Annotated in this window: 20 protein-coding genes; 13 read left to right on the top strand and 7 right to left on the bottom strand. The window is 61.5% G+C overall.

The annotated features are described in order from the left end of the window. The first annotated feature begins 4 nt into the window (after positions 1–4). The 6 genes from GKKCFE_RS01495 to ureC all read left to right on the top strand — a co-directional run bounded on the left by GKKCFE_RS01495 (position 5) and on the right by ureC (position 4,551). Complete coding sequence (locus tag GKKCFE_RS01495) at positions 5–856, top strand: urease accessory protein UreD (RefSeq protein WP_445577406.1); 852 nt, start codon at positions 5–7, stop codon at positions 854–856. A 167-nt stretch (positions 857–1,023) separates the two neighbouring features. Then, positions 1,024–1,326 (top strand): urease subunit gamma, encoded by a 303-nt coding sequence (ureA, locus tag GKKCFE_RS01490; RefSeq protein WP_047227360.1) that lies wholly within the window; start codon positions 1,024–1,026, stop codon positions 1,324–1,326. A gap of 9 nt (positions 1,327–1,335) precedes the next feature. Further along, the gene (locus tag GKKCFE_RS01485) at positions 1,336–1,869 is read left to right on the top strand and encodes a GNAT family N-acetyltransferase (protein WP_047227359.1); all 534 of its coding nucleotides are present in this window, start codon (positions 1,336–1,338) and stop codon (positions 1,867–1,869) included. A gap of 5 nt (positions 1,870–1,874) precedes the next feature. Beyond that, entirely contained in the window at positions 1,875–2,408 is a 534-nt protein-coding gene (locus GKKCFE_RS01480; RefSeq protein WP_003197345.1) for a GNAT family N-acetyltransferase, read from the top strand. Then, positions 2,405–2,710, top strand: a complete 306-nt coding sequence (locus GKKCFE_RS01475) for an urease subunit beta (protein WP_014336352.1) — start codon at positions 2,405–2,407, stop codon at positions 2,708–2,710. Before GKKCFE_RS01480 ends, GKKCFE_RS01475 begins: the two co-directional genes overlap by 4 nt. A gap of 140 nt (positions 2,711–2,850) precedes the next feature. Beyond that, complete coding sequence (gene ureC, locus GKKCFE_RS01470; protein ID WP_047227358.1) at positions 2,851–4,551, top strand: urease subunit alpha; 1,701 nt, start codon at positions 2,851–2,853, stop codon at positions 4,549–4,551. Between the two features lie 169 nt (positions 4,552–4,720). Here the strand turns inward: ureC and GKKCFE_RS01465 are convergent, their stop codons facing one another. Together GKKCFE_RS01465 and GKKCFE_RS01460 are read right to left on the bottom strand one after the other, a co-directional pair. Continuing rightward, the gene (locus tag GKKCFE_RS01465) at positions 4,721–5,020 is read right to left on the bottom strand and encodes a chaperone modulator CbpM (protein ID WP_047227357.1); all 300 of its coding nucleotides are present in this window, start codon (positions 5,018–5,020) and stop codon (positions 4,721–4,723) included. 50 nt (positions 5,021–5,070) lie between these two features. After that, positions 5,071–6,012 carry a DnaJ C-terminal domain-containing protein gene (locus tag GKKCFE_RS01460; protein WP_047227356.1) on the bottom strand — a complete coding sequence of 314 codons (942 nt, stop codon included), beginning with the start codon at positions 6,010–6,012 and terminating at the stop codon, positions 5,071–5,073. Positions 6,013–6,309: 297 nt separating this feature from the next. On the opposite strand from GKKCFE_RS01460, the gene GKKCFE_RS01455 reads away from it, so the two are divergent. Further along, on the top strand, positions 6,310–7,584 hold the full coding sequence (locus GKKCFE_RS01455; protein ID WP_047227355.1) for an Hsp70 family protein: 1,275 nt from the start codon (positions 6,310–6,312) through the stop codon (positions 7,582–7,584). 133 nt (positions 7,585–7,717) lie between these two features. On the opposite strand, the gene GKKCFE_RS01450 is transcribed toward GKKCFE_RS01455, so the two are convergent. From GKKCFE_RS01450 to GKKCFE_RS01435, 4 genes are all read right to left on the bottom strand, one after another. Continuing rightward, positions 7,718–8,731 (bottom strand): AI-2E family transporter, encoded by a 1,014-nt coding sequence (locus GKKCFE_RS01450; protein ID WP_047227354.1) that lies wholly within the window; start codon positions 8,729–8,731, stop codon positions 7,718–7,720. A 232-nt stretch (positions 8,732–8,963) separates the two neighbouring features. After that, a complete protein-coding gene (locus GKKCFE_RS01445) occupies positions 8,964–9,254 on the bottom strand; it encodes a PsiF family protein (protein WP_047227353.1) in 291 nt (96 codons plus the stop codon). 213 nt (positions 9,255–9,467) lie between these two features. Continuing rightward, complete coding sequence (locus GKKCFE_RS01440; protein ID WP_445577405.1) at positions 9,468–10,358, bottom strand: alpha/beta fold hydrolase; 891 nt, start codon at positions 10,356–10,358, stop codon at positions 9,468–9,470. Positions 10,359–10,427: 69 nt separating this feature from the next. Further along, a complete protein-coding gene (locus GKKCFE_RS01435; protein WP_047227351.1) occupies positions 10,428–11,066 on the bottom strand; it encodes an FMN-dependent NADH-azoreductase in 639 nt (212 codons plus the stop codon). A gap of 138 nt (positions 11,067–11,204) precedes the next feature. Between GKKCFE_RS01435 and GKKCFE_RS01430 the strand changes: the two genes are divergently transcribed. Beyond that, the gene (locus tag GKKCFE_RS01430; protein WP_445577404.1) at positions 11,205–12,146 is read left to right on the top strand and encodes a LysR substrate-binding domain-containing protein; all 942 of its coding nucleotides are present in this window, start codon (positions 11,205–11,207) and stop codon (positions 12,144–12,146) included. A 56-nt stretch (positions 12,147–12,202) separates the two neighbouring features. Beyond that, on the top strand, positions 12,203–12,733 hold the full coding sequence (locus tag GKKCFE_RS01425) for a ferritin-like domain-containing protein (RefSeq protein ID WP_047227349.1): 531 nt from the start codon (positions 12,203–12,205) through the stop codon (positions 12,731–12,733). 109 nt (positions 12,734–12,842) lie between these two features. Here the strand turns inward: GKKCFE_RS01425 and GKKCFE_RS01420 are convergent, their stop codons facing one another. Continuing rightward, complete coding sequence (locus GKKCFE_RS01420) at positions 12,843–14,918, bottom strand: AsmA family protein (RefSeq protein WP_445577403.1); 2,076 nt, start codon at positions 14,916–14,918, stop codon at positions 12,843–12,845. Between the two features lie 381 nt (positions 14,919–15,299). On the opposite strand from GKKCFE_RS01420, the gene GKKCFE_RS01415 reads away from it, so the two are divergent. The 4 genes from GKKCFE_RS01415 (at position 15,300) to GKKCFE_RS01400 (ending at position 17,954) form a co-directional block, all read left to right on the top strand. After that, positions 15,300–15,722, top strand: a complete 423-nt coding sequence (locus GKKCFE_RS01415) for a hypothetical protein (protein ID WP_139048501.1) — start codon at positions 15,300–15,302, stop codon at positions 15,720–15,722. 156 nt (positions 15,723–15,878) lie between these two features. Beyond that, positions 15,879–16,511 carry a TetR family transcriptional regulator gene (locus tag GKKCFE_RS01410; protein ID WP_047227346.1) on the top strand — a complete coding sequence of 211 codons (633 nt, stop codon included), beginning with the start codon at positions 15,879–15,881 and terminating at the stop codon, positions 16,509–16,511. Positions 16,512–16,782: 271 nt separating this feature from the next. Beyond that, positions 16,783–17,283, top strand: coding sequence for an urease accessory protein UreE (ureE, locus tag GKKCFE_RS01405; RefSeq protein ID WP_047227345.1), 501 nt, complete (start codon positions 16,783–16,785; stop codon positions 17,281–17,283). After that, entirely contained in the window at positions 17,280–17,954 is a 675-nt protein-coding gene (locus GKKCFE_RS01400; RefSeq protein WP_445577402.1) for an urease accessory protein UreF, read from the top strand. Before ureE ends, GKKCFE_RS01400 begins: the two co-directional genes overlap by 4 nt. Positions 17,955–17,960 lie beyond the last annotated feature (6 nt).

Here is a 17,960-nt window from a genome sequence, read left to right as displayed (position 1 = left end):
AATCATGAACCTACCTGTCTCCTTACTGGCGCCTTCGGCCCTGTTCACCCCCAGCTGGCATGCCGAGCTGGAACTGGGTTATGCCCGGTTCGGTGACTGCACGCGTCCGGTGCAGCGCCGCCACAAAGGTCCGCTGCGGGTGCAAAAACACCTGTACGCCGAGGGCCCCGAAGTGTGCCAACACATCATCGTCCACCCGCCCGGCGGGATTGCCGGCGGTGATCGGTTGGACATCGCGGCCCACGTCGGCCCCGCTGCCTGGGCGCAGTTGACCAGTCCCGGCGCGGCCAAGTGGTATCGCGCCGCCAGCCCGGCCTATCAGCAACTGAACCTGAGCGTGGCCGCGGGGGCGACCCTGGAATGGCTGCCCCAGGAAACCATCGTCTTCAGCGCCGCCCAGGCCGAACTCAACACCAGCATCGACCTGCAAGGTGACGGGCGCTTGTTCTACTGGGACATGGTGGCCCTCGGCCGGCCGGCCAGCGGTGAACGATTTGACCTGGGGCACTTCCAGTCGCGGCTGGACATCCGCCGCGACGGGCAGTTGCTCTGGCATGAACGCCAGCGCATTGTGGGCGGTGACGGATTGCTCGACTCGCCCATCGGACTGGGCGGCGATCCGGTGTTTGCCACTCTGCTGGTGACGGGCGAGATTGATAGCGAGTTGCTGGAACGGTGCCGATCCCTGGGCCATGACGTGCGTGGCGACTTGACGCAATTACCCGGCCTGATCGTGGCCCGGTGCCTGGCGAGCGAGGCGCTGCTGGCGCGGGGTTGGCTGATTGAATTGTGGCGTTTGCTCAGGCCTGCATTGCTTGGAAGAGAGGCCATGCCGCCCAGAATCTGGAGTACATGAATCTGCTTTCCTGTGGGAGCGAGCTTGCTCGCGATGGCGATGGAACATTCAACATTAATGTCGACTGACACACCGCTATCGCGAGCAAGCTCGCTCCCACAAAGGATCTCCCACAAGGAGATCTGTGTTTACAGCAAGAATTTTTTATCTGCCCTTATGGATTGCACATGGACCTGACCCCACGCGAAAAAGACAAGCTGCTGATCTTCACCGCCGGCCTCGTCGCCGAGCGACGGTTGGCTCGCGGCTTGAAGCTCAACTACCCGGAGGCGATGGCCTATATTTCCGCCGCCCTGCTCGAAGGCGCCCGCGATGGCCAGACCGTGGCCGAGCTGATGCATTACGGCACCACGCTGTTGACCCGCGAACAGGTAATGGAGGGCATCCCGGAAATGATCCCGGAGATCCAGGTCGAGGCGACGTTTCCCGACGGCACCAAACTGGTCACTGTCCACCAGCCGATCGCGTGAGGCCGCACCATGACCTATGACATTCGAGACGCCCGCCACGCCGACTTGCCAGCGATCCGTGACATCTACAACGACGCGGTGCTGAACACCACGGCGATCTGGAACGAACAGGCCGTGGACCTGGGCAATCGCCAGGCATGGTTCAGCGCCCGGCAATCGCAAGGCTATCCGGTGCTGGTGGTGGTCGATGACGAAGATAACGTCCTCGGCTATGCCTCGTTCGGCGACTGGCGACCCTTCGATGGTTTCCGGCACACCGTGGAGCATTCGGTGTACGTACGTGATGACCAACGCGGCAACGGCTTGGGCTCACTGTTGATGACGGCCCTGATCGAGCGCGCCAGGGCGTGCGGCAAACACGTCATGGTCGCGGCCATCGAAAGCGGCAACGCCGCCTCGATTCGCCTGCACGAGCGGGCTGGCTTCATCACCACCGGGCAGATGCCCCAGGTGGGCACCAAGTTCGGCCGTTGGCTGGACCTGACTTTCATGCAGTTGATCCTCAACCCAGGGGCGCTACCGCCTGCCGTCGACAAGGAGTGATGCCTATGAACCCCGCCCAGTTGCGCCGAGTCCACGCCGAGAGCTTTGCGCACTACCGCCAGGGCCTGATCGATCTGTTGCTCGACGCCGTCGGCTATGGCGCCAGCGTGGGGTTCATGGCCGATCTCGATGCGGTCCAGGCACGCGCCTATTTCGATGAGGTTCAGGCCAGTCTCAACCAGGGCCACTTGCTGCTGTGGGTGGTGGTCAAGGATGAACAGGTGCAGGCCAGCGTCCAACTTGCCCTGTGCCAGAAACCCAACGGCCTCAACCGTGCCGAAGTGCAAAAGCTGCTGGTGCGCGGCGAGGCTCGCCGCCGCGGCCTGGGCCAGCAATTGATGAGCGCCCTGGAACTCGGCGCCCGCCAGCACAAGCGCGGCCTGTTGTACCTCGACACGGAGGCTGGTTCCGAGGCCGAGGCATTCTACCGCGCCATGGGCTACACCCGCGTCGGTGAACTGCCCGACTACTGCCAGAGCCCGGACGGGACGTACACCCCGACCGCCATTTACTACAAGACTTTGGGGCAACCGCAATGATTCCAGGCCAATACCAGGTCCAGCCCGGCGACATCGAACTCAACGTCGGTCGCCGCACCCTCACCCTGAACGTCGCCAACAGCGGCGACCGGCCGATCCAGGTCGGCTCGCACTATCACTTTTTCGAAACCAACGACGCCCTGACCTTCGACCGCGCCGCCAGCCGTGGCATGCGCCTGAACATTCCGGCCGGCACCGCGGTGCGCTTCGAACCGGGCCAGAGCCGCGAGGTGGAACTGGTGGATTTGGCGGGGCATCGCCGGGTGTTCGGGTTTGCCGGGCGGGTGATGGGCGACCTTTAAGCCATGGAGGCCTGTACTGGCCTCATCGCGAGCAAGCTCGCTCCCACATTTGATCGCGTATCCCTGTGGGAGCGAGCTTGCTCGCGATAAGTGAGCGCAGCGAACGGTTTCAACATTCAATTGAATCTCAAGGCAAGCACATGAAAATCTCCCGCCAAGCCTACGCCGACATGTTCGGCCCCACCGTCGGCGACAAGGTCCGCCTGGCCGACACCGAACTGTGGATCGAGGTGGAAAAGGACTTCACCACCTATGGCGAAGAAGTGAAATTCGGCGGCGGCAAAGTGATTCGCGACGGCATGGGCCAGAGCCAGCTGCTGGCCGCCGAGGTCGTCGACACGCTGATCACCAACGCGCTGATCATCGATCACTGGGGCATCGTCAAGGCCGATGTCGGTCTCAAGGACGGGCGCATCAAAGCCATCGGCAAGGCCGGTAACCCGGACATCCAGCCCGATGTGACCATCGCCATTGGCGCCAGCACCGAAGTGATCGCCGGTGAAGGCATGATCCTCACGGCTGGCGGCATCGACACTCATATCCATTTCATCTGCCCGCAGCAGATCGAAGAAGCGCTGATGAGCGGTGTCACCACCATGATCGGCGGCGGTACGGGCCCGGCCACCGGGACCAATGCCACCACCTGCACCTCCGGGCCGTGGCACCTGGCGCGCATGCTCCAGGCCGCCGACGCTTTCCCAATGAACATCGGCTTCACCGGCAAGGGCAACGCCAGCCTGCCAGAGCCGTTGATCGAGCAAGTCAAGGCCGGTGCCATCGGCCTGAAGCTGCACGAAGACTGGGGCACCACCCCGGCGGCCATCGACAACTGCCTGAGCGTGGCCGACCAGTACGACGTGCAGGTGGCGATCCATACCGACACCCTCAACGAATCGGGTTTCGTGGAAACCACCCTGGCCGCGTTCAAGGGCCGCACCATCCACACCTATCACACCGAAGGCGCCGGTGGCGGCCATGCGCCAGACATCATCAAGGCCTGCGGTTTTGCCAATGTGTTGCCCAGCTCCACCAACCCGACCCGGCCGTTCACCCGCAACACCATCGACGAACACCTGGACATGCTGATGGTCTGCCATCACCTGGACCCGAGCATCGCCGAAGACGTGGCCTTCGCTGAAAGCCGCATCCGTCGTGAAACCATCGCCGCCGAAGACATCCTCCACGACCTGGGCGCGTTCTCGATGATCAGTTCCGACAGCCAGGCCATGGGCCGCGTCGGTGAAGTCATCACCCGCACCTGGCAGACCGCCGACAAGATGAAAAAGCAACGCGGCGCCCTGCCCGGCGATGGCGAAGGCAACGACAATTTCCGCATCAAGCGCTACATCGCCAAGTACACCATCAACCCGGCGATCACCCATGGCATCAGCCATGAAGTGGGCTCCATCGAAGTGGGCAAGTGGGCCGACCTGGTGCTGTGGCGCCCGGCGTTCTTCGGCGTCAAGCCGACCCTGATCCTCAAGGGCGGGGCGATTGCCGCCAGCCTGATGGGCGACGCCAACGCCTCGATACCGACACCGCAACCGGTGCACTACCGACCGATGTTCGCAAGCTTCGGCGGCTCGCGGCACGCCACCAGCCTGACGTTCATCAGTCAGGCCGCCGCCGAGGCGGGGCTGCCCGAACAGCTTGGACTAAAGAAGAGAATTGCCGTGGTCAAAGGCTGCCGGAATGTGCAGAAAACCGACCTGATCCACAACGACTACCTGCCGAACATCGATGTCGATCCACAGACCTACCAGGTCAAGGCCGATGGGGTGTTGTTGTGGTGTGAACCGGCTGATGTGCTGCCGATGGCGCAGCGCTATTTTCTGTTTTGAGGTGAATCAGGCCAGACACATACCCCTGTGGCGAGGGAGCTTGCTCCCGCTCGGTTGCGCAGCAACCGCCAAAGGAGGGGCTGCTACGCAGCCCAGCGGGAGCAAGCTCCCTCGCCACAGAATGAGGAAATTATGTGCCTGGCCCTGGTCTCGGGCAGGCTTAATCAACCTACTCCACCAACCGCCCCAACCGCTGCTTGAGCATGCGGTTTTCGCTGCGCAGTTGCTGCACTTCTTCCAGCAGGTCCAGCGCCAGGGCGACACCTTCCCATTCCAGTTCCAGCTCGCGGCGCAGCTTGGCCGCACGCCGGGCCAAGACCAGTTCGTAATCGGTGAAGCGCCAATCCGCCGGGGCCGCGCCATGGGGTTCGAGAATGCCATGCTCGACGATTTCGATCACATGGACATCCGCCAACGCAGCGGCCTCGCAAAATTCCATCAGGTTCAGTTCAATGATCGGGTTGTTCATGGTCTGCTTCTCCCAATGCTTTAACTGTCGAGTCTAGCGCCTCAAAACAGTCAGAAATTCTCCCGCGGATCGAACGCAGCCTTCTTCGCCAGCTCCGCCCACAACGCCTTGACTGCCTCGTCGCTGGCCTTGGGCATCACGGCCTTGAGCTGTACGAACAGGTAACCGCGCTCGCCGGCCTTGTTGCGCAGGCCGTGGCCCTTGGCGCGCATGCGCTGGCCATTCTGGCTGCCGGCCGGAACCTTGAGGTTGATCTTGCCCGTGAGGGTCGGCACCGCCACTTCAGTGCCCAGCGCCAATTCCCACGGCGCCAGGGGCAACGTGATGATCAGATCCTGGCCTTCGACGTCGAACTTGGGGTGCGGGGCAAAACGAATGGTCAGGTACAAATCGCCATTGGCACCGCCGCCAATACCCGGCGCACCCTGGCCCTTGAGGCGGATGCGTTCGCCGTCGGTCACACCCAGGGGAATCTTCACGTTCAGGCTTTTGCTGGTATTGCTGACGTGCTGGCCGGCGGCGTTGTACTGCGGCACCTGGAAGCTGACCTTTTTCGATTCGCTCGACAGGGTCTCTTCCAGGAAAATCGGTAGTTCCATTTCCACGTCTTGCCCTCGACGGCCGGTGCTGCGGCCTGACTGTCCGCCACCGAAACCCGGCCCGCGATTACCAAAAATCGAGCTGAAGAAATCCGAAAAATCGCCGGTGTCCTGTCCACCGCCAAAACCGCCCCGGCTTTGCCAGCCCGGCGGTCCCTGGAAAGGCTGGCCGTGCTGGCCATAGCGACGCAGGTCATCGTACTCGGCGCGTTTGTCGGCACTCTTCAGCGCTTCATAGGCTTCGGAGACGTCCTTGAATTTGGTCTCGGCATCCTTTTCCTTACTCACATCCGGGTGGTATTTGCGGGCCAGTTTGCGATAAGCAGCCTTGATCGTGGCGTCATCAGCCGTCGGCTCCACACCCAGAATCTTGTAATAGTCTTTGAAGTCCATCGAAGGATCACCATCCGTTATCGATATCGCACCGCCACCCGCAGCATGCTCGTGATACAAGTCCTGGGGTTTGACCGATCTCAAGGTTTGTGACCGGGCGGCGCTTCAGAAGTTTATCGGCAGCCGGTGGCGGTTCTTGTACTCGCCTTGTGGCTGCCAGGCCCATGCCAGCAAGTTTGGGGGTGCGACGCTGTCTTTCAAGGCCAGAGTTTACGAATTAGCAGATAACCGGCCTTCGAATCCGTGCCGCACTGACATACACTGCGCGGCCGTTTTTTCAACTGGAATCCGAAAGACATGAAAAACGCATCTCCGGCCCGTGCCTGCGGCATCGACTTTGGCACGTCCAACTCCACTGTCGGCTGGCTGCGCCCCGGCATGGAAACGCTGATTGCGCTGGAGGACGACAAGATCACCCTGCCCTCGGTGGTCTTTTTCAATCTCGAGGAACGCCGCCCGGTGTATGGCCGCCTGGCCCTGCACGAGTACCTGGAAGGCTACGAAGGCCGGCTGATGCGCTCGCTCAAGAGCCTGCTGGGGTCCAAGCTGATCAAGCACGACACCAGCGTGCTGGGCACGGCCATGCCGTTCAAGGATCTTTTGGGACTGTTCATCGGCCAGTTGAAGAAGCGCGCTGAGGCCACCGCCGGTCGGGAATTCGAAGAAGTGGTACTGGGTCGCCCGGTATTTTTCGTCGACGACGATGAAATGGCCGATCAGGAAGCGGAGAACACCCTGGTGGACGTGGCCCGCGCCATCGGCTTCAAGGAAGTCTCGTTCCAGTATGAGCCCATCGCGGCGGCCTTCGACTATGAGTCGACCATCGAGAGGGAAGAGCTGGTACTGATCGTCGACATCGGTGGCGGTACTTCGGACTTCTCCCTGGTACGCCTGTCGCCCGAGCGGCGCACCCATGACAACCGTCACGCCGACATCCTCGCCACCGGTGGCGTGCACATCGGCGGCACCGACTTCGACAAGCAGCTCTCGCTGGCCGGCCTGATGCCGCTGTTCGGCTACGGCAGCCGCATGAAAAGCGGCGCCTACATGCCCACCAGCCACCACATGAACCTGGCGACCTGGCACACCATCAACGCGGTGTACTCGCAGAAATCCACCCTGGCCCTGGGCAGCATGCGCTACGACATCGAAGACACCGGCGGCATCGACCGGTTGTTCAAGTTGATCGAACAGCGCGCGGGGCACTGGCTGGCGATGGAAGTGGAAGAAACCAAGATCCAGCTGACTCACAGCGACCAGCGCCATTTGCTCCTGGACCGAATCGAGGCAGGCCTGAGTGTGGACCTGAGCCGGGAACTGTTCGAATCGGCCATCGACGGCCTGCTGGAGCGGGTGCGCGGCAGCGTCACGCAATTGCTCAACGATGCCAACGTACGCGTCGATCAGGTGGATACGGTGTTCTTTACCGGCGGCTCCAGCGGCATCCCGGCACTGCGCAACAGCGTCTCGGCGATGCTGCCCCAAGCGCGGCATGTGGAAGGCAATATCTTCGGCAGTATCGGTAGCGGGCTGGCGATCGAGGCGATGAAGCGCTACGGCACGCAGGTCTGACCTGACACCGAGGCGCCTGCATCGCGAGCAAGCTCGCTCCCACAGTCAACCGCGTTCCTTCTGAAGAAATCCGGTCCACTGTGGGAGCGAGCTTGCTCGCGATGGCGCCAGATCAGACGCCACACCCACCGGATCAAACCATCCCCACCTGCTTCAACTCACTCTTCAAGTAAGCATAATAAATCGGCCCCGCCACCACGCCCGGCAGACCGAACGCCGCTTCGAACACCAGCATCGCCATGAGCAATTCCCAGGACTTGGCGCTGATCTGCCCACCGACGATGCGGGCATTGAGGAAGTATTCGAGCTTGTGGATCACGATCAGGTAACCCAGCGCCGCCATTGCCACCCAGATCGACAGCGACAAGGCGACGATGGTGATCAGGGTGTTGGACATCAGGTTGCCAATGACCGGCAGCAGCCCCAACAGGAACGTCATGACGATCAGGGTCTTGGTCAGCGGCAGGTGGATGCCGAACAGCGGCAGCACCACCGCCAGGAAAATCCCGGTGAAAAAGGTGTTGAGCAGGGAAATCTTGATCTGGGCGAACACAATGTTGCGGAACGCCTTGACCAACAGGCTCAGACGGTCGAACAGCGCCGCCGCCAGGGGCTTGCGCTTGGTCAGGTCGGGGATGCGCTGCAGGGCGACGATAGCCCCCAGGACCATGCCGATCAACAACGTCACGAACATGTGGGCCGCATCCTTGCCCACCAACTGCAGCTCGCTCAGGTGCTTGCTCATCCAGTCGCCAATGGCCACCCGAAACTCGGCCGCGCTGGCCGGCAGGTAGGCGTCGATGAACGGTGGCAACTGCCCCCGGGCGCGGTCGACCACCGTCATGAACATGTCCAGGGATGCGCCAGGGTTTTCCGCCTCATGGAGCAGGAAACTGAAGGCCCCGGCGAAAATCAACGACAGCACACTGACCACCAGCGTGCCCAGCAGCGCCACCGCCAACCAGCGGGCCCGCCGGCCCTCGATCAGCCGTTGCAACTGCGGGGTGAGCATGTTGACCAGCTCGAACACCAGCAAACCGGCCAAAAGGCTCGGCAACAGGCGCAGTGGCAGCACCAGCAACAACCCACCAAAAATGATCACCCAACTGATCACCAACAAGACATGACGCTGAGAAAACGTTGGCATACAGCCTCAGAACAAAACGGCGTGAAAGGATCGGCAGTCTGCCAGCGTTCCACCAACAGCACTAGGGATTGTATCGGCTGACCTCGATCACAGTGCAGGTGTTTTTTTGTAGCGCCTTTGCCGGCCCCATCGCGAGCAGGCTCGCTCCCACAATGGACCGGGCAGTGCAAATCAACTGTGGGAGCGAGCCTGCTCGCGATGAGGCCTTCACCGTCTGAAAAAATCCCGGCGGTTATTTTTTCTTCAGACACTCACTCATGAACGCTTTACGCGCATCGCCTTTCAGTGCCTGGGTCGTGGCCGTGGCGTTGCAGGTTTTCATGCGTTCCTGCGGGGTGCTGGCATCGACGGGGGTGGCCTTGAGGCAGTTGCTCATGAAGGCTTTGCGCTCGTCGCCCTTGAGGGCCTTGGCGGTAGCGTCGGCATTGCAGGTGGTCATCTTGTTCTGTTGGGCCGTGGCGGCGAAACCCTGGGAAGACAGCAGCAACCCGATCACCAACAAAGGAACACGCAGCATCTTCATGATGTTTTCTCCTGGCTGCCGCACGATGGGTACGGCGATGAGGTGCAGTGTAGACAACGCCTGTTACACCTTCATCTGCGCGAATTTCCGTGCCTGATTGACCGTCATCGCGAGCAGGCTCGCTCCCACAGTTGACCGCACTCCGCCAGAAGAAACCCGATCCGAATGTGGGAGCGAGCCTGCTCGCGATGACGGACAACCCGACCTGAAGCCCTACACGCCAGCAGCCTTCAACCGCTGCGCATGCTCGACGAACAAGCGAACCGGCTCGGCGCCCTTGCCCACCAGCCCCAACGACTGGTTGACGATATCGAAGTGATCCAGCGGATAGTCATCGCCGATCACCGTGCCCAAATGCGAGCTGTAACGCCCGACCATGCCGTCGCATTGCCCGGCCTCACGCACGAAAGTGCGGGCGAACAGCCGGCAACTCCGGTGGGTGCCATCAAACAGGTTACGCCCCCTGTTGGTCTTGCCTGGCTGCAAGGTTCCGGACCAGGAGTAATAACGCACGCCATTGACCACTTCCGGTCCGTTCCCGCCCCACGTTTCTGGCAGGCCTTGGGGATATTGCTCGTTGAACAGGGCCACGCCCGCGGTAGTGAGAGAGGCGTGGGACGCCTGGATATCCACCGGCAACCGGGGCCCGCGATAACCGGTTTCCAGCAGGCTCATCAGGGCGCTGATCAACCGCAGCAAAGCACTGAGCAGGCGACCCTTGGCGCTGTTGGCCGGGTAATGGGCCTGCAGGTAATCAGCCAGCTCGGACCCATGGTTGGTGCCGGCCACCGAAGTGACCGATGCCACCAGGTCCGGGCGCTTGGCCGCCGCGTAGCGTGCCGTGAGGGCGCCCTGGCTGTGGCCGATCAGGTTGACCTTCTGCGCACCGGTTTGTGTGAGGATCTCCTCGATCCGCGCGAGCAACTGCTCGCCGCGCACCTCGGATGAGTGCAGCGGTGACACCTGCACAGCAACCACCACTGCCCCACCCCGGCGCAACGCCGAGACGATCCCGTACCAATACGGATACAGCACCAGACGAATGAACCCGAGCATTCCGGGGACCAGCACCAGCGGGTAACGAGTGGCGCACTGTTGTGACATGGCGACATCCTTGATCAATAGGTGGTCAGCATCGGTATCGATGATGACCAGTCTATGACACCCGCGCCATCAGAACGTCTGCGCCAACCCCAGCAAGCGTTGCTCGGCCTCGGCACAGGATTGGGCGAAACTGCGCTCAGCCGACTCCTCACCTTCGGCGGCAACCACCGTCACATCGGTGATACCGATAAAACCCAGCACGGTGCGCAGCAGCGTGTCGGCGTGGTTCATCCCTTCAAGCTGACCACCCGGCCCGAAACCGAAGTCGCCACGACTGGTCACGATCAGCGCTTTCTTGCCCAGTACCAGCGGTTCGTACTGCGACACGCCGTTATCCAGGCTGTGGTTGAACGTCAGCCCGATTCGCACGATCTGGTCGATCCAGGCTTTTACACCGCTGGGCACGCTGAAGTTGTGCATGGGCGCGGAGATCACCAACCGATCATGGGCCTGCAACTCCGTCACCAATGCATCACTGAGTGCCAGATCCGCCTGCATGGTCAGCGGTCGGGCTTGCGGTTCGGGGTAGAACGCCGCCGCGATGAACGCTTCGTTGACCGGAGGAATCACGGTGCGCCCCACTTCGCGCCGGCTCAGCTGGGAGTGCGGATGGGCCGCCTGCCAGGCCGAGACAAAGCTTTCGGTCAGGCGTCGGGAGTGAGAACGCTCGCCACGAGGGCTGCCATGCACGACAAGAATTTTGCTCATCTGAATCTCCTTGGGTTGCGACTACAATCAATAGAACTTTTCGGCTTAAAGCTTGATGTCCAACGCGGTAGCCGGGCAAATGAGGGCTCGTCACGCAAGATGAGTTAATTTCACCCATGGCACTTCAGGAGATCAGTAATGTTTGCCACGCTGCCCCTCAACGCACTGCGGGCCTTTGAGTCTGCCGCACGGCTGCTCAGCTTCAAGGCTGCGGCGGCGGAGCTGTCGGTGACACCCACAGCGGTTTCCCATCAGATCCGCGCCCTGGAAACCTGGCTAGGTGTGCAGCTGTTCGAACGCCAGCCGCGCCAGGTGCGGCTCACCGACGGCGGCCAACGCTTGTTCCACAGCCTGCACGGGGCCCTGCTGGAAGTGGCGCAAAGCGTCGACACCCTGCGCCCGCAACGCACCAACACTCACCTGACACTGTCCACCACCGCAGCGTTTGCCACCCTGTGGCTGGTGCCGCGCCTGGGCCGGTTTTATGCGCGTCATCCGAATATCAACGTGCGCCTGGACACCCACTGCGAAGTGGTCGATCTGCATCAGGACGCCAGCGTCGATCTGGTGGTGCGCTACAGCCTGGACAGCTACCCGAACCTGTACGGCCTGTGCCTTTTCGATGAACACTTCGGCGTGTACGGCTCGCCGGAACAAGTGGCCCTGGCCGCGCAGAGGCAGCCCACGCTGATCAGCGTGCGCTGGCACAATTCCAAACTGTATGCCCATGGCTGGGAAGCCTGGTGCGCTCAGGCCGGCGAAACCTGGCTGACCCGGCAACCTTGCATGCGCGAGTACGATGAGGAGCATTACGCCCTGCAAGCGGCGATAGCCGGGCAAGGCCTGGTACTGGCGAGCAACATCCTCGCTTCCGAAAGCCTCGCCAGTGGCCTGTTGGTGGCTTATCGGCCGCAGATTCAGGTCAACGGCGCTGGCTACAGTGCCCTGTGCGTTCCAGGCCGTGAACGCCATCCACCGGTGCGGGCATTCTTCCAGTGGCTGGAGGAAGAGGCGCGGCAGTCCGCTCATGCACTGATAAATTCGGTAAAACTTTTCGAGGATCGCGTCACTCAGATTTAGAGCGATCACGCCAACAGAGCGTGACGCCCTACCGGATCAGCCTCCAGGAGAATGCTATGAGTGACATGCACCTATCCGATGTAACCACCCTGCGCGAACGGGCACGGCAGAACGTGCAGAACGGCGCGGTGACCGAGGGCTACAGCGCCGATCGACCGGAAGTCATTCGCCTGCTCAATGAAGCGCTGGCCACGGAGCTGGTGTGCGTGCTGCGCTACAAGCGCCACTACTTCATGGCCACCGGCCTCAAGGCCAGCGTGGCGGCCAGCGAGTTTCTCGAACACGCCAACCAGGAAGCCGAACACGCCGACAAGCTCGCTGAGCGCATTGTGCAGTTGGGCGGCGAGCCGGAGTTCAACCCCGACCTGTTGACCCGTAACTCCCACGCCCAGTACGTGGCGGGGAACACCCTCAAGGAAATGGTCTACGAAGACCTGGTCGCCGAACGGATCGCCATCGACAGCTACCGGGAAATCATCCAGTACATCGGCGAAAAGGACCCGACCACCCGGCGAATCTTCGAAGACATCCTGGCTCAGGAAGAAGAGCATGCCGATGACATGGCCGACATTCTGGCCGATTTGTAATACCGCTATCGCGAGCAGGCTCGCTCCCCCATTGAATCGTGTCCTGTCGCGGTCGATGTGGGAGCGAGCCTGCTCGCGATGGGGCCAGTAACCTCACCGCAAAGCCTGGCTAGCGGGTTGGCTTGACCGTCACCGGCGCCCTGCCGGCCTTCATCTGCTCCAGCAACGGCGCACACTGGTTCGGCTCGCCACCGCTGGGCGCAACCAGGGCCAACAACCCGGCCGCCGGCGCGGCAATGACGCCCAGCGCTACCATCCCGGCCCCACGCAGCATCAACGGCACGGCCTTGACGCCCGCCGCCGGCTTGGCGAAGGTGCCTCGCACGTACAAGGGCGAGCGCAGGGAAATCAAGCGCCAGCCCTTGGACTCCGGAGTGATGGTCAGGTCCAGTTGTTCGGTGGCCATGTTCGCCGTGCCATCGACATAAATAATCGCGTTCGCCGTGTCGAACACGAACAGGCGAGTGGTCGCCAGGCCGGTCTTGATGTCGAAGTCCGCTGCTGCGCAGTTGATCTTCACTTCCTCGTCGCCAAAGATTTTACCCATCACATAGTTGCCGACGTTCAGCCCCGCCAGTTCCATCAGTTCCCGACTGATGGCGCCGTCATTGATGAGCATTTTCAACGTGCCGTTGGAGGTGCCCAGCAACGCCGCCACCGAATTGCCACGGCCGGCGATATCGGCATCGCCGTTCAGCTCACCGAAGCTGGTTTTCATCGGCGCGAAACCGGGGAACAACTCCTTGAGCTTGAAACCCCGCGCCGTCAGCTTCGCCTGTCCCTCAAGGGGCCGGGTGCGGCCGTTGAGGCGGATCTGCGCGTCGAGCCGGCCACCGGCCACACCGAAGCGCAGGGGCTCGAGGCTTAGTTGGCCGTCGTTGAGCACCAGATGCGTGTAAAGGTCGGTGAACGGTAACTGCTCACTGTGGACGATTCGTTTGCCAGTGAACTCCACATCGGCATCCATCACGCCCCAGCGCTCGGTACGAAACTCTTCCACGGGCAGTACTTTGTCGGACGGCTGTTTGCTCGCGCCGCCTCGGGCCTTTTGTTCGGCGTTGGAATCGGCGCCGATCAGGGGGGCCAGGTCGCTGAACAACAGTTGATTGGACACCAGCGCGCCACTGAGTTTTGGCCGCGGCTGGCTGGCAACGTAGGCCAGGTCACCGTGAATATCGCTATCGCCGATCTTGCCGTTGAAGGCCTCATAACGAAACAGTGCCCCGCCGGGCTCGTGGAGTTTGGCGATCAGGCGGCCATCGGTGGAATAGGGCGGCGAATCCGGCAGGGTCACGCCGGTCAGCGGATAAAGATTGGCCAGGCTGTTCCCGGCCAGCTTCAAGCGCAGATCCAGCGCCCCCAGGTTCATCGGGTCGGTCAGCGTGCCGGCCAGCTCGACACGGGTATCACCGATCTTCGCCTGAGCGTGCAACGGAAAAGGTTGCGAGGCATCCTGCAGAGCCAACAGGCCACCGACCTTGCCGGAGCCTGCCAGGTTCTGCCCGTGGTACTGGCCGTTGACCTTGAAGGCAAACGCATAATCCTGGGGAGCCGCACCTGCGTCCCGGGCTTTTTTCGCAGCTTTGTCGCCGACGATATCGCTGAACGGGATGGGTTTGCCCAACGGGTCGATCAACAGGTCCAGGCGGGTTTTCAGCGTCTGGTCATCAACAGTGACATGGCCTTTGTCAAAGCCGATGGTGCCAATGTCCACGACCCATCTGGACGGCTCGGCGTCGGGGTCTTTCGGATCGAACTCGAACGTCCAGTTGGCGCGACCATCGGCCAGGCGTTGCAGGTTGGCGTCGGGCTCGGTCAGGTCGATGCGGGGAATTGCCACTCGCCGGGCCAGCAAGGCCAGGGGCGAAATGCGTAATTCGACGCGCTTGAGCGTGACCATTTGCGCAGTTTTCGACCAGTCCGGGTTGCCCAAGCTCAAGTCTTCGGCCACCACATGGGGCCACGGCACCCAGGCCCGCCAGCCGCCTTCCAGCGGTTCGCGCTGCCAGACCACCGCCAGGTTGCCATTGATGGCGAACGGGCGATGCAACTCTTCGGAAACCTTGGCATTGAGCGGCGGCTTTATCCGGTTCCAATCGAAGAACGCGATGACCAGCACCAATACGGCCAGCAGGAAAACAAGGCTGGCGAAGGTCCAGGCGAAGATTTTTGAGGTGCGCGTCATGCACAAGGCTCCTGATGACAAATCTGCGTCCGGACGGCGACGCCTTGGAAACACGAGCCTGTAATCGGCTCGTTGTGAAGAGTAGGACTGGCGATACGGCCAACTGGTTTAACACTTTGGGCGACGGGCGGTACAAAAAACTGAAAAAATCCTGACCAAACCGCCAACTACCTGTTACCGCCCCCGCACTTTTGCGTGGCATCAATGGGTACAAAATACCCACTGCAAAACCACGCCTCGCAAAGGCCCGTTCTAGAGCCTTTCCACAGAACAATCAATTCCGTTGATTATTACCATTGTCTTTATGAACTTTTATATCGACTTATCGAGAGTAGCATTGCCTCCGTACCCACTTTATCGCCCTCCCAAGGAGCAATGATCATGAAACGCCAATTACTGATGAGCCTCACCCTTTCAATGCTGGCCTCCACTGCTTTCGCACTGCCAGCCTCCGAACAAGCCACGCCGCAGGTTAAAGACAGCCGTTCGGTCTATAGCCAGACCGTTGCTGAAGATGGCTTCGACCAGACCCGTCAAGGTCAGGAAGTGGCTGAAGGCGGCTACGAACGTACCCCTCAAGGTCAAGAAGTAGCCGAAGGCGGCTACGAACGTACCCCTCAGGGCCAGGAAGTGGCTGAAGGTGGCTACGAACGTACCCCTCAGGGTCAGGAAGTCGCTGAAGGTGGCCGTGACCGCCTGGAAGAAAAAGGCCTGGTTGAAGGTGGCTACGAGCGCACCCCACAGGGCGCCATTGCCGAAGGTGGTGGTGACCGTGTGATCGAACGCAACAGCGCAGTGAGCTGAGCCCATGGTGGCCTGGAAAAAAGCCCGATTCCTGCAATCGGGCTTTTGACTTTCCGAGAACCTCGTTTCCCGCTATATCCCCCCTCTACCGTTCGACGTCGGCAAAGCCGATTTGCTAGAGTGCGTCGCTTCCGTGAATCAGAAGTCAGCCCTGCGATGCTGCCCCGCGCCGAACAGAAACAACAGACCCGAAATGCCTTGATGGATGCAGCCCGTCATTTGATGGAGTGCGGCCGAGGGTTCGGCAGCCTGAGCCTGCGCGAAGTCGCCAGGACCGCCGGCATCGTCCCCACCGGGTTCTACCGGCATTTCGACGACATGGACCAACTGGGCCTGGCTCTGGTCAGCGAAGTCGGTCAGACCTTTCGCGAAACGATCCGGCTGGTACGCCACAACGAATTCGTCATGGGCGGCATCATTGATGCCTCCGTGCGTATTTTCCTCGACGTGGTCCAAGCCAACCGTTCGCAATTCCTGTTTTTGGCCCGTGAGCAATACGGCGGCTCGCTGCCCGTGCGCAAGGCCATCGCCTGTCTGCGTGAAGGCATCAGCTCGGACCTGGCCGCCGACCTGGCATTGATGCCCAAGTTGCAGCACCTGGACCTTGCCGCTTTGAGCGTAATGGCCGATCTGATCGTCAAAAGCGTGTTCGCCACCCTGCCTGACATCATCGACCCACCCGCTCACGCTCTCCCCGAACACCTCACGCCCCAGGCGAAGATTACCCAGCAACTGCGGTTCATCTTTATTGGCCTCAAACATTGGCAAGGGCTGGGCAGTACCGAGTAGCCACCGAGACGTTTCCTTTGTGGGAGCGAGCCTGCTCGCGATAGCGGTGGGTCAGTCAGCGTTGATTTTCTGATGCACTGATATCGCGAGCAGGCTCGCTCCCACAGTGTTTCGCGCAAGCTGCAAAATGGTGCGCGACATCGACAAGCGCACCATAACGGCACGCAATCCGCCCCATCCTGAAACGCCATCCCAGCTATTTCCTACACCTTCTTCGATTGGCAAGCCCCTTGCTCTAAACACAGCACCGTTCATTGCTGGAAGCACTCCGATGCTGGTGATTCATCGCAGAATCGACACTCAACCCCGCTGGGACGCCGAGCTGCACCTGACCTTCGACGCCCGCAGCAAAAGCCGCCTGCGCTGTTTCAGTGCCGAGGGTGAAGATGTGGGGTTGTTCCTTGAGCGAGGTCAGCCGCCGTTATACGACGGCGAATGCCTGCAAGCTGAAGACGGACGCATCGTGCGCGTCTGCGCCCGCCCCGAACAATTGCTGCATGTCACCTGCGCCAATGCATTTGAACTGACCCGCGCGGCCTATCACCTGGGCAATCGCCATGTCGCCCTGCAAGTGGGCGATGGCTGGCTGCGCCTGCTGGACGATTACGTGCTCAAGGCGATGCTCGAGCAACTGGGTGCCAGTGCCGAAAACATAGAGGCGCCGTTCCAACCGGAACACGGCGCGTATGGCGGCGGCCATCATCATTCCCGACACGGCGACGAAGATTTCAACTACGCGCCACGCCTGCATCAGTTCGGCGTACGCACATGAACCCGGCGTGGGCGCTGCTGCGTCTGGCCAGCCCGCAATTGCCGATCGGCGGCTACAGCTATTCCCAGGGATTGGAGATGGCAGTGGATAACGGCCAGGTCAAAACCGGCGACGACGCCCGTCGCTGGATCAGCGATCAGTTGCTGTTGAACCTGGCACGCTTCGAGGCGCCTTTGCTACTGGCCCACTGCACCGCCGCCGCCGCCGACGACTGGGACGCCTTGCTGCAACACTGCGAGGAACACCGCGCCAGCCGGGAAACCCGCGAGCTGCATCAGGAAAGTCGGCAGATGGGTTATTCGTTGCAGCAGTTGCTGGGCGGCCTGCTGGAACTCGATGCCGCGGCACGGCGCTTTCTTGAACAACGTACTGAACCGCACCTGGCCCTGGGCTGGGCTTTGGCCGCCCGCGCCTGGAACATCAGCCCCCAGGACGCCCTGGCCGCCTGGTTATGGAGCTGGCTGGAAAACCAGTTGGCCGTCCTGATGAAGACCCTGCCCCTGGGCCAGCAAGCCGCCCAGCGCCTGACCAGCGAACTGCTGCCACTGCTGCAACAGGCTCAACACAACGCCTCGAACATTGATCCCGACCATTACGGCAGCGCCACGTTTGGCCTGTCCCTGGCGTGTATGGCCCATGAGCGCCAGTACAGCCGCCTGTTCCGTTCCTAGGAGACC

The sequence above is a fragment of the Pseudomonas sp. E141 genome (assembly GCF_052659885.1).
The sequence above is the reverse complement of the archived record's forward strand: the minus strand, read 5'-3'. Positions and strand labels throughout refer to the sequence as shown.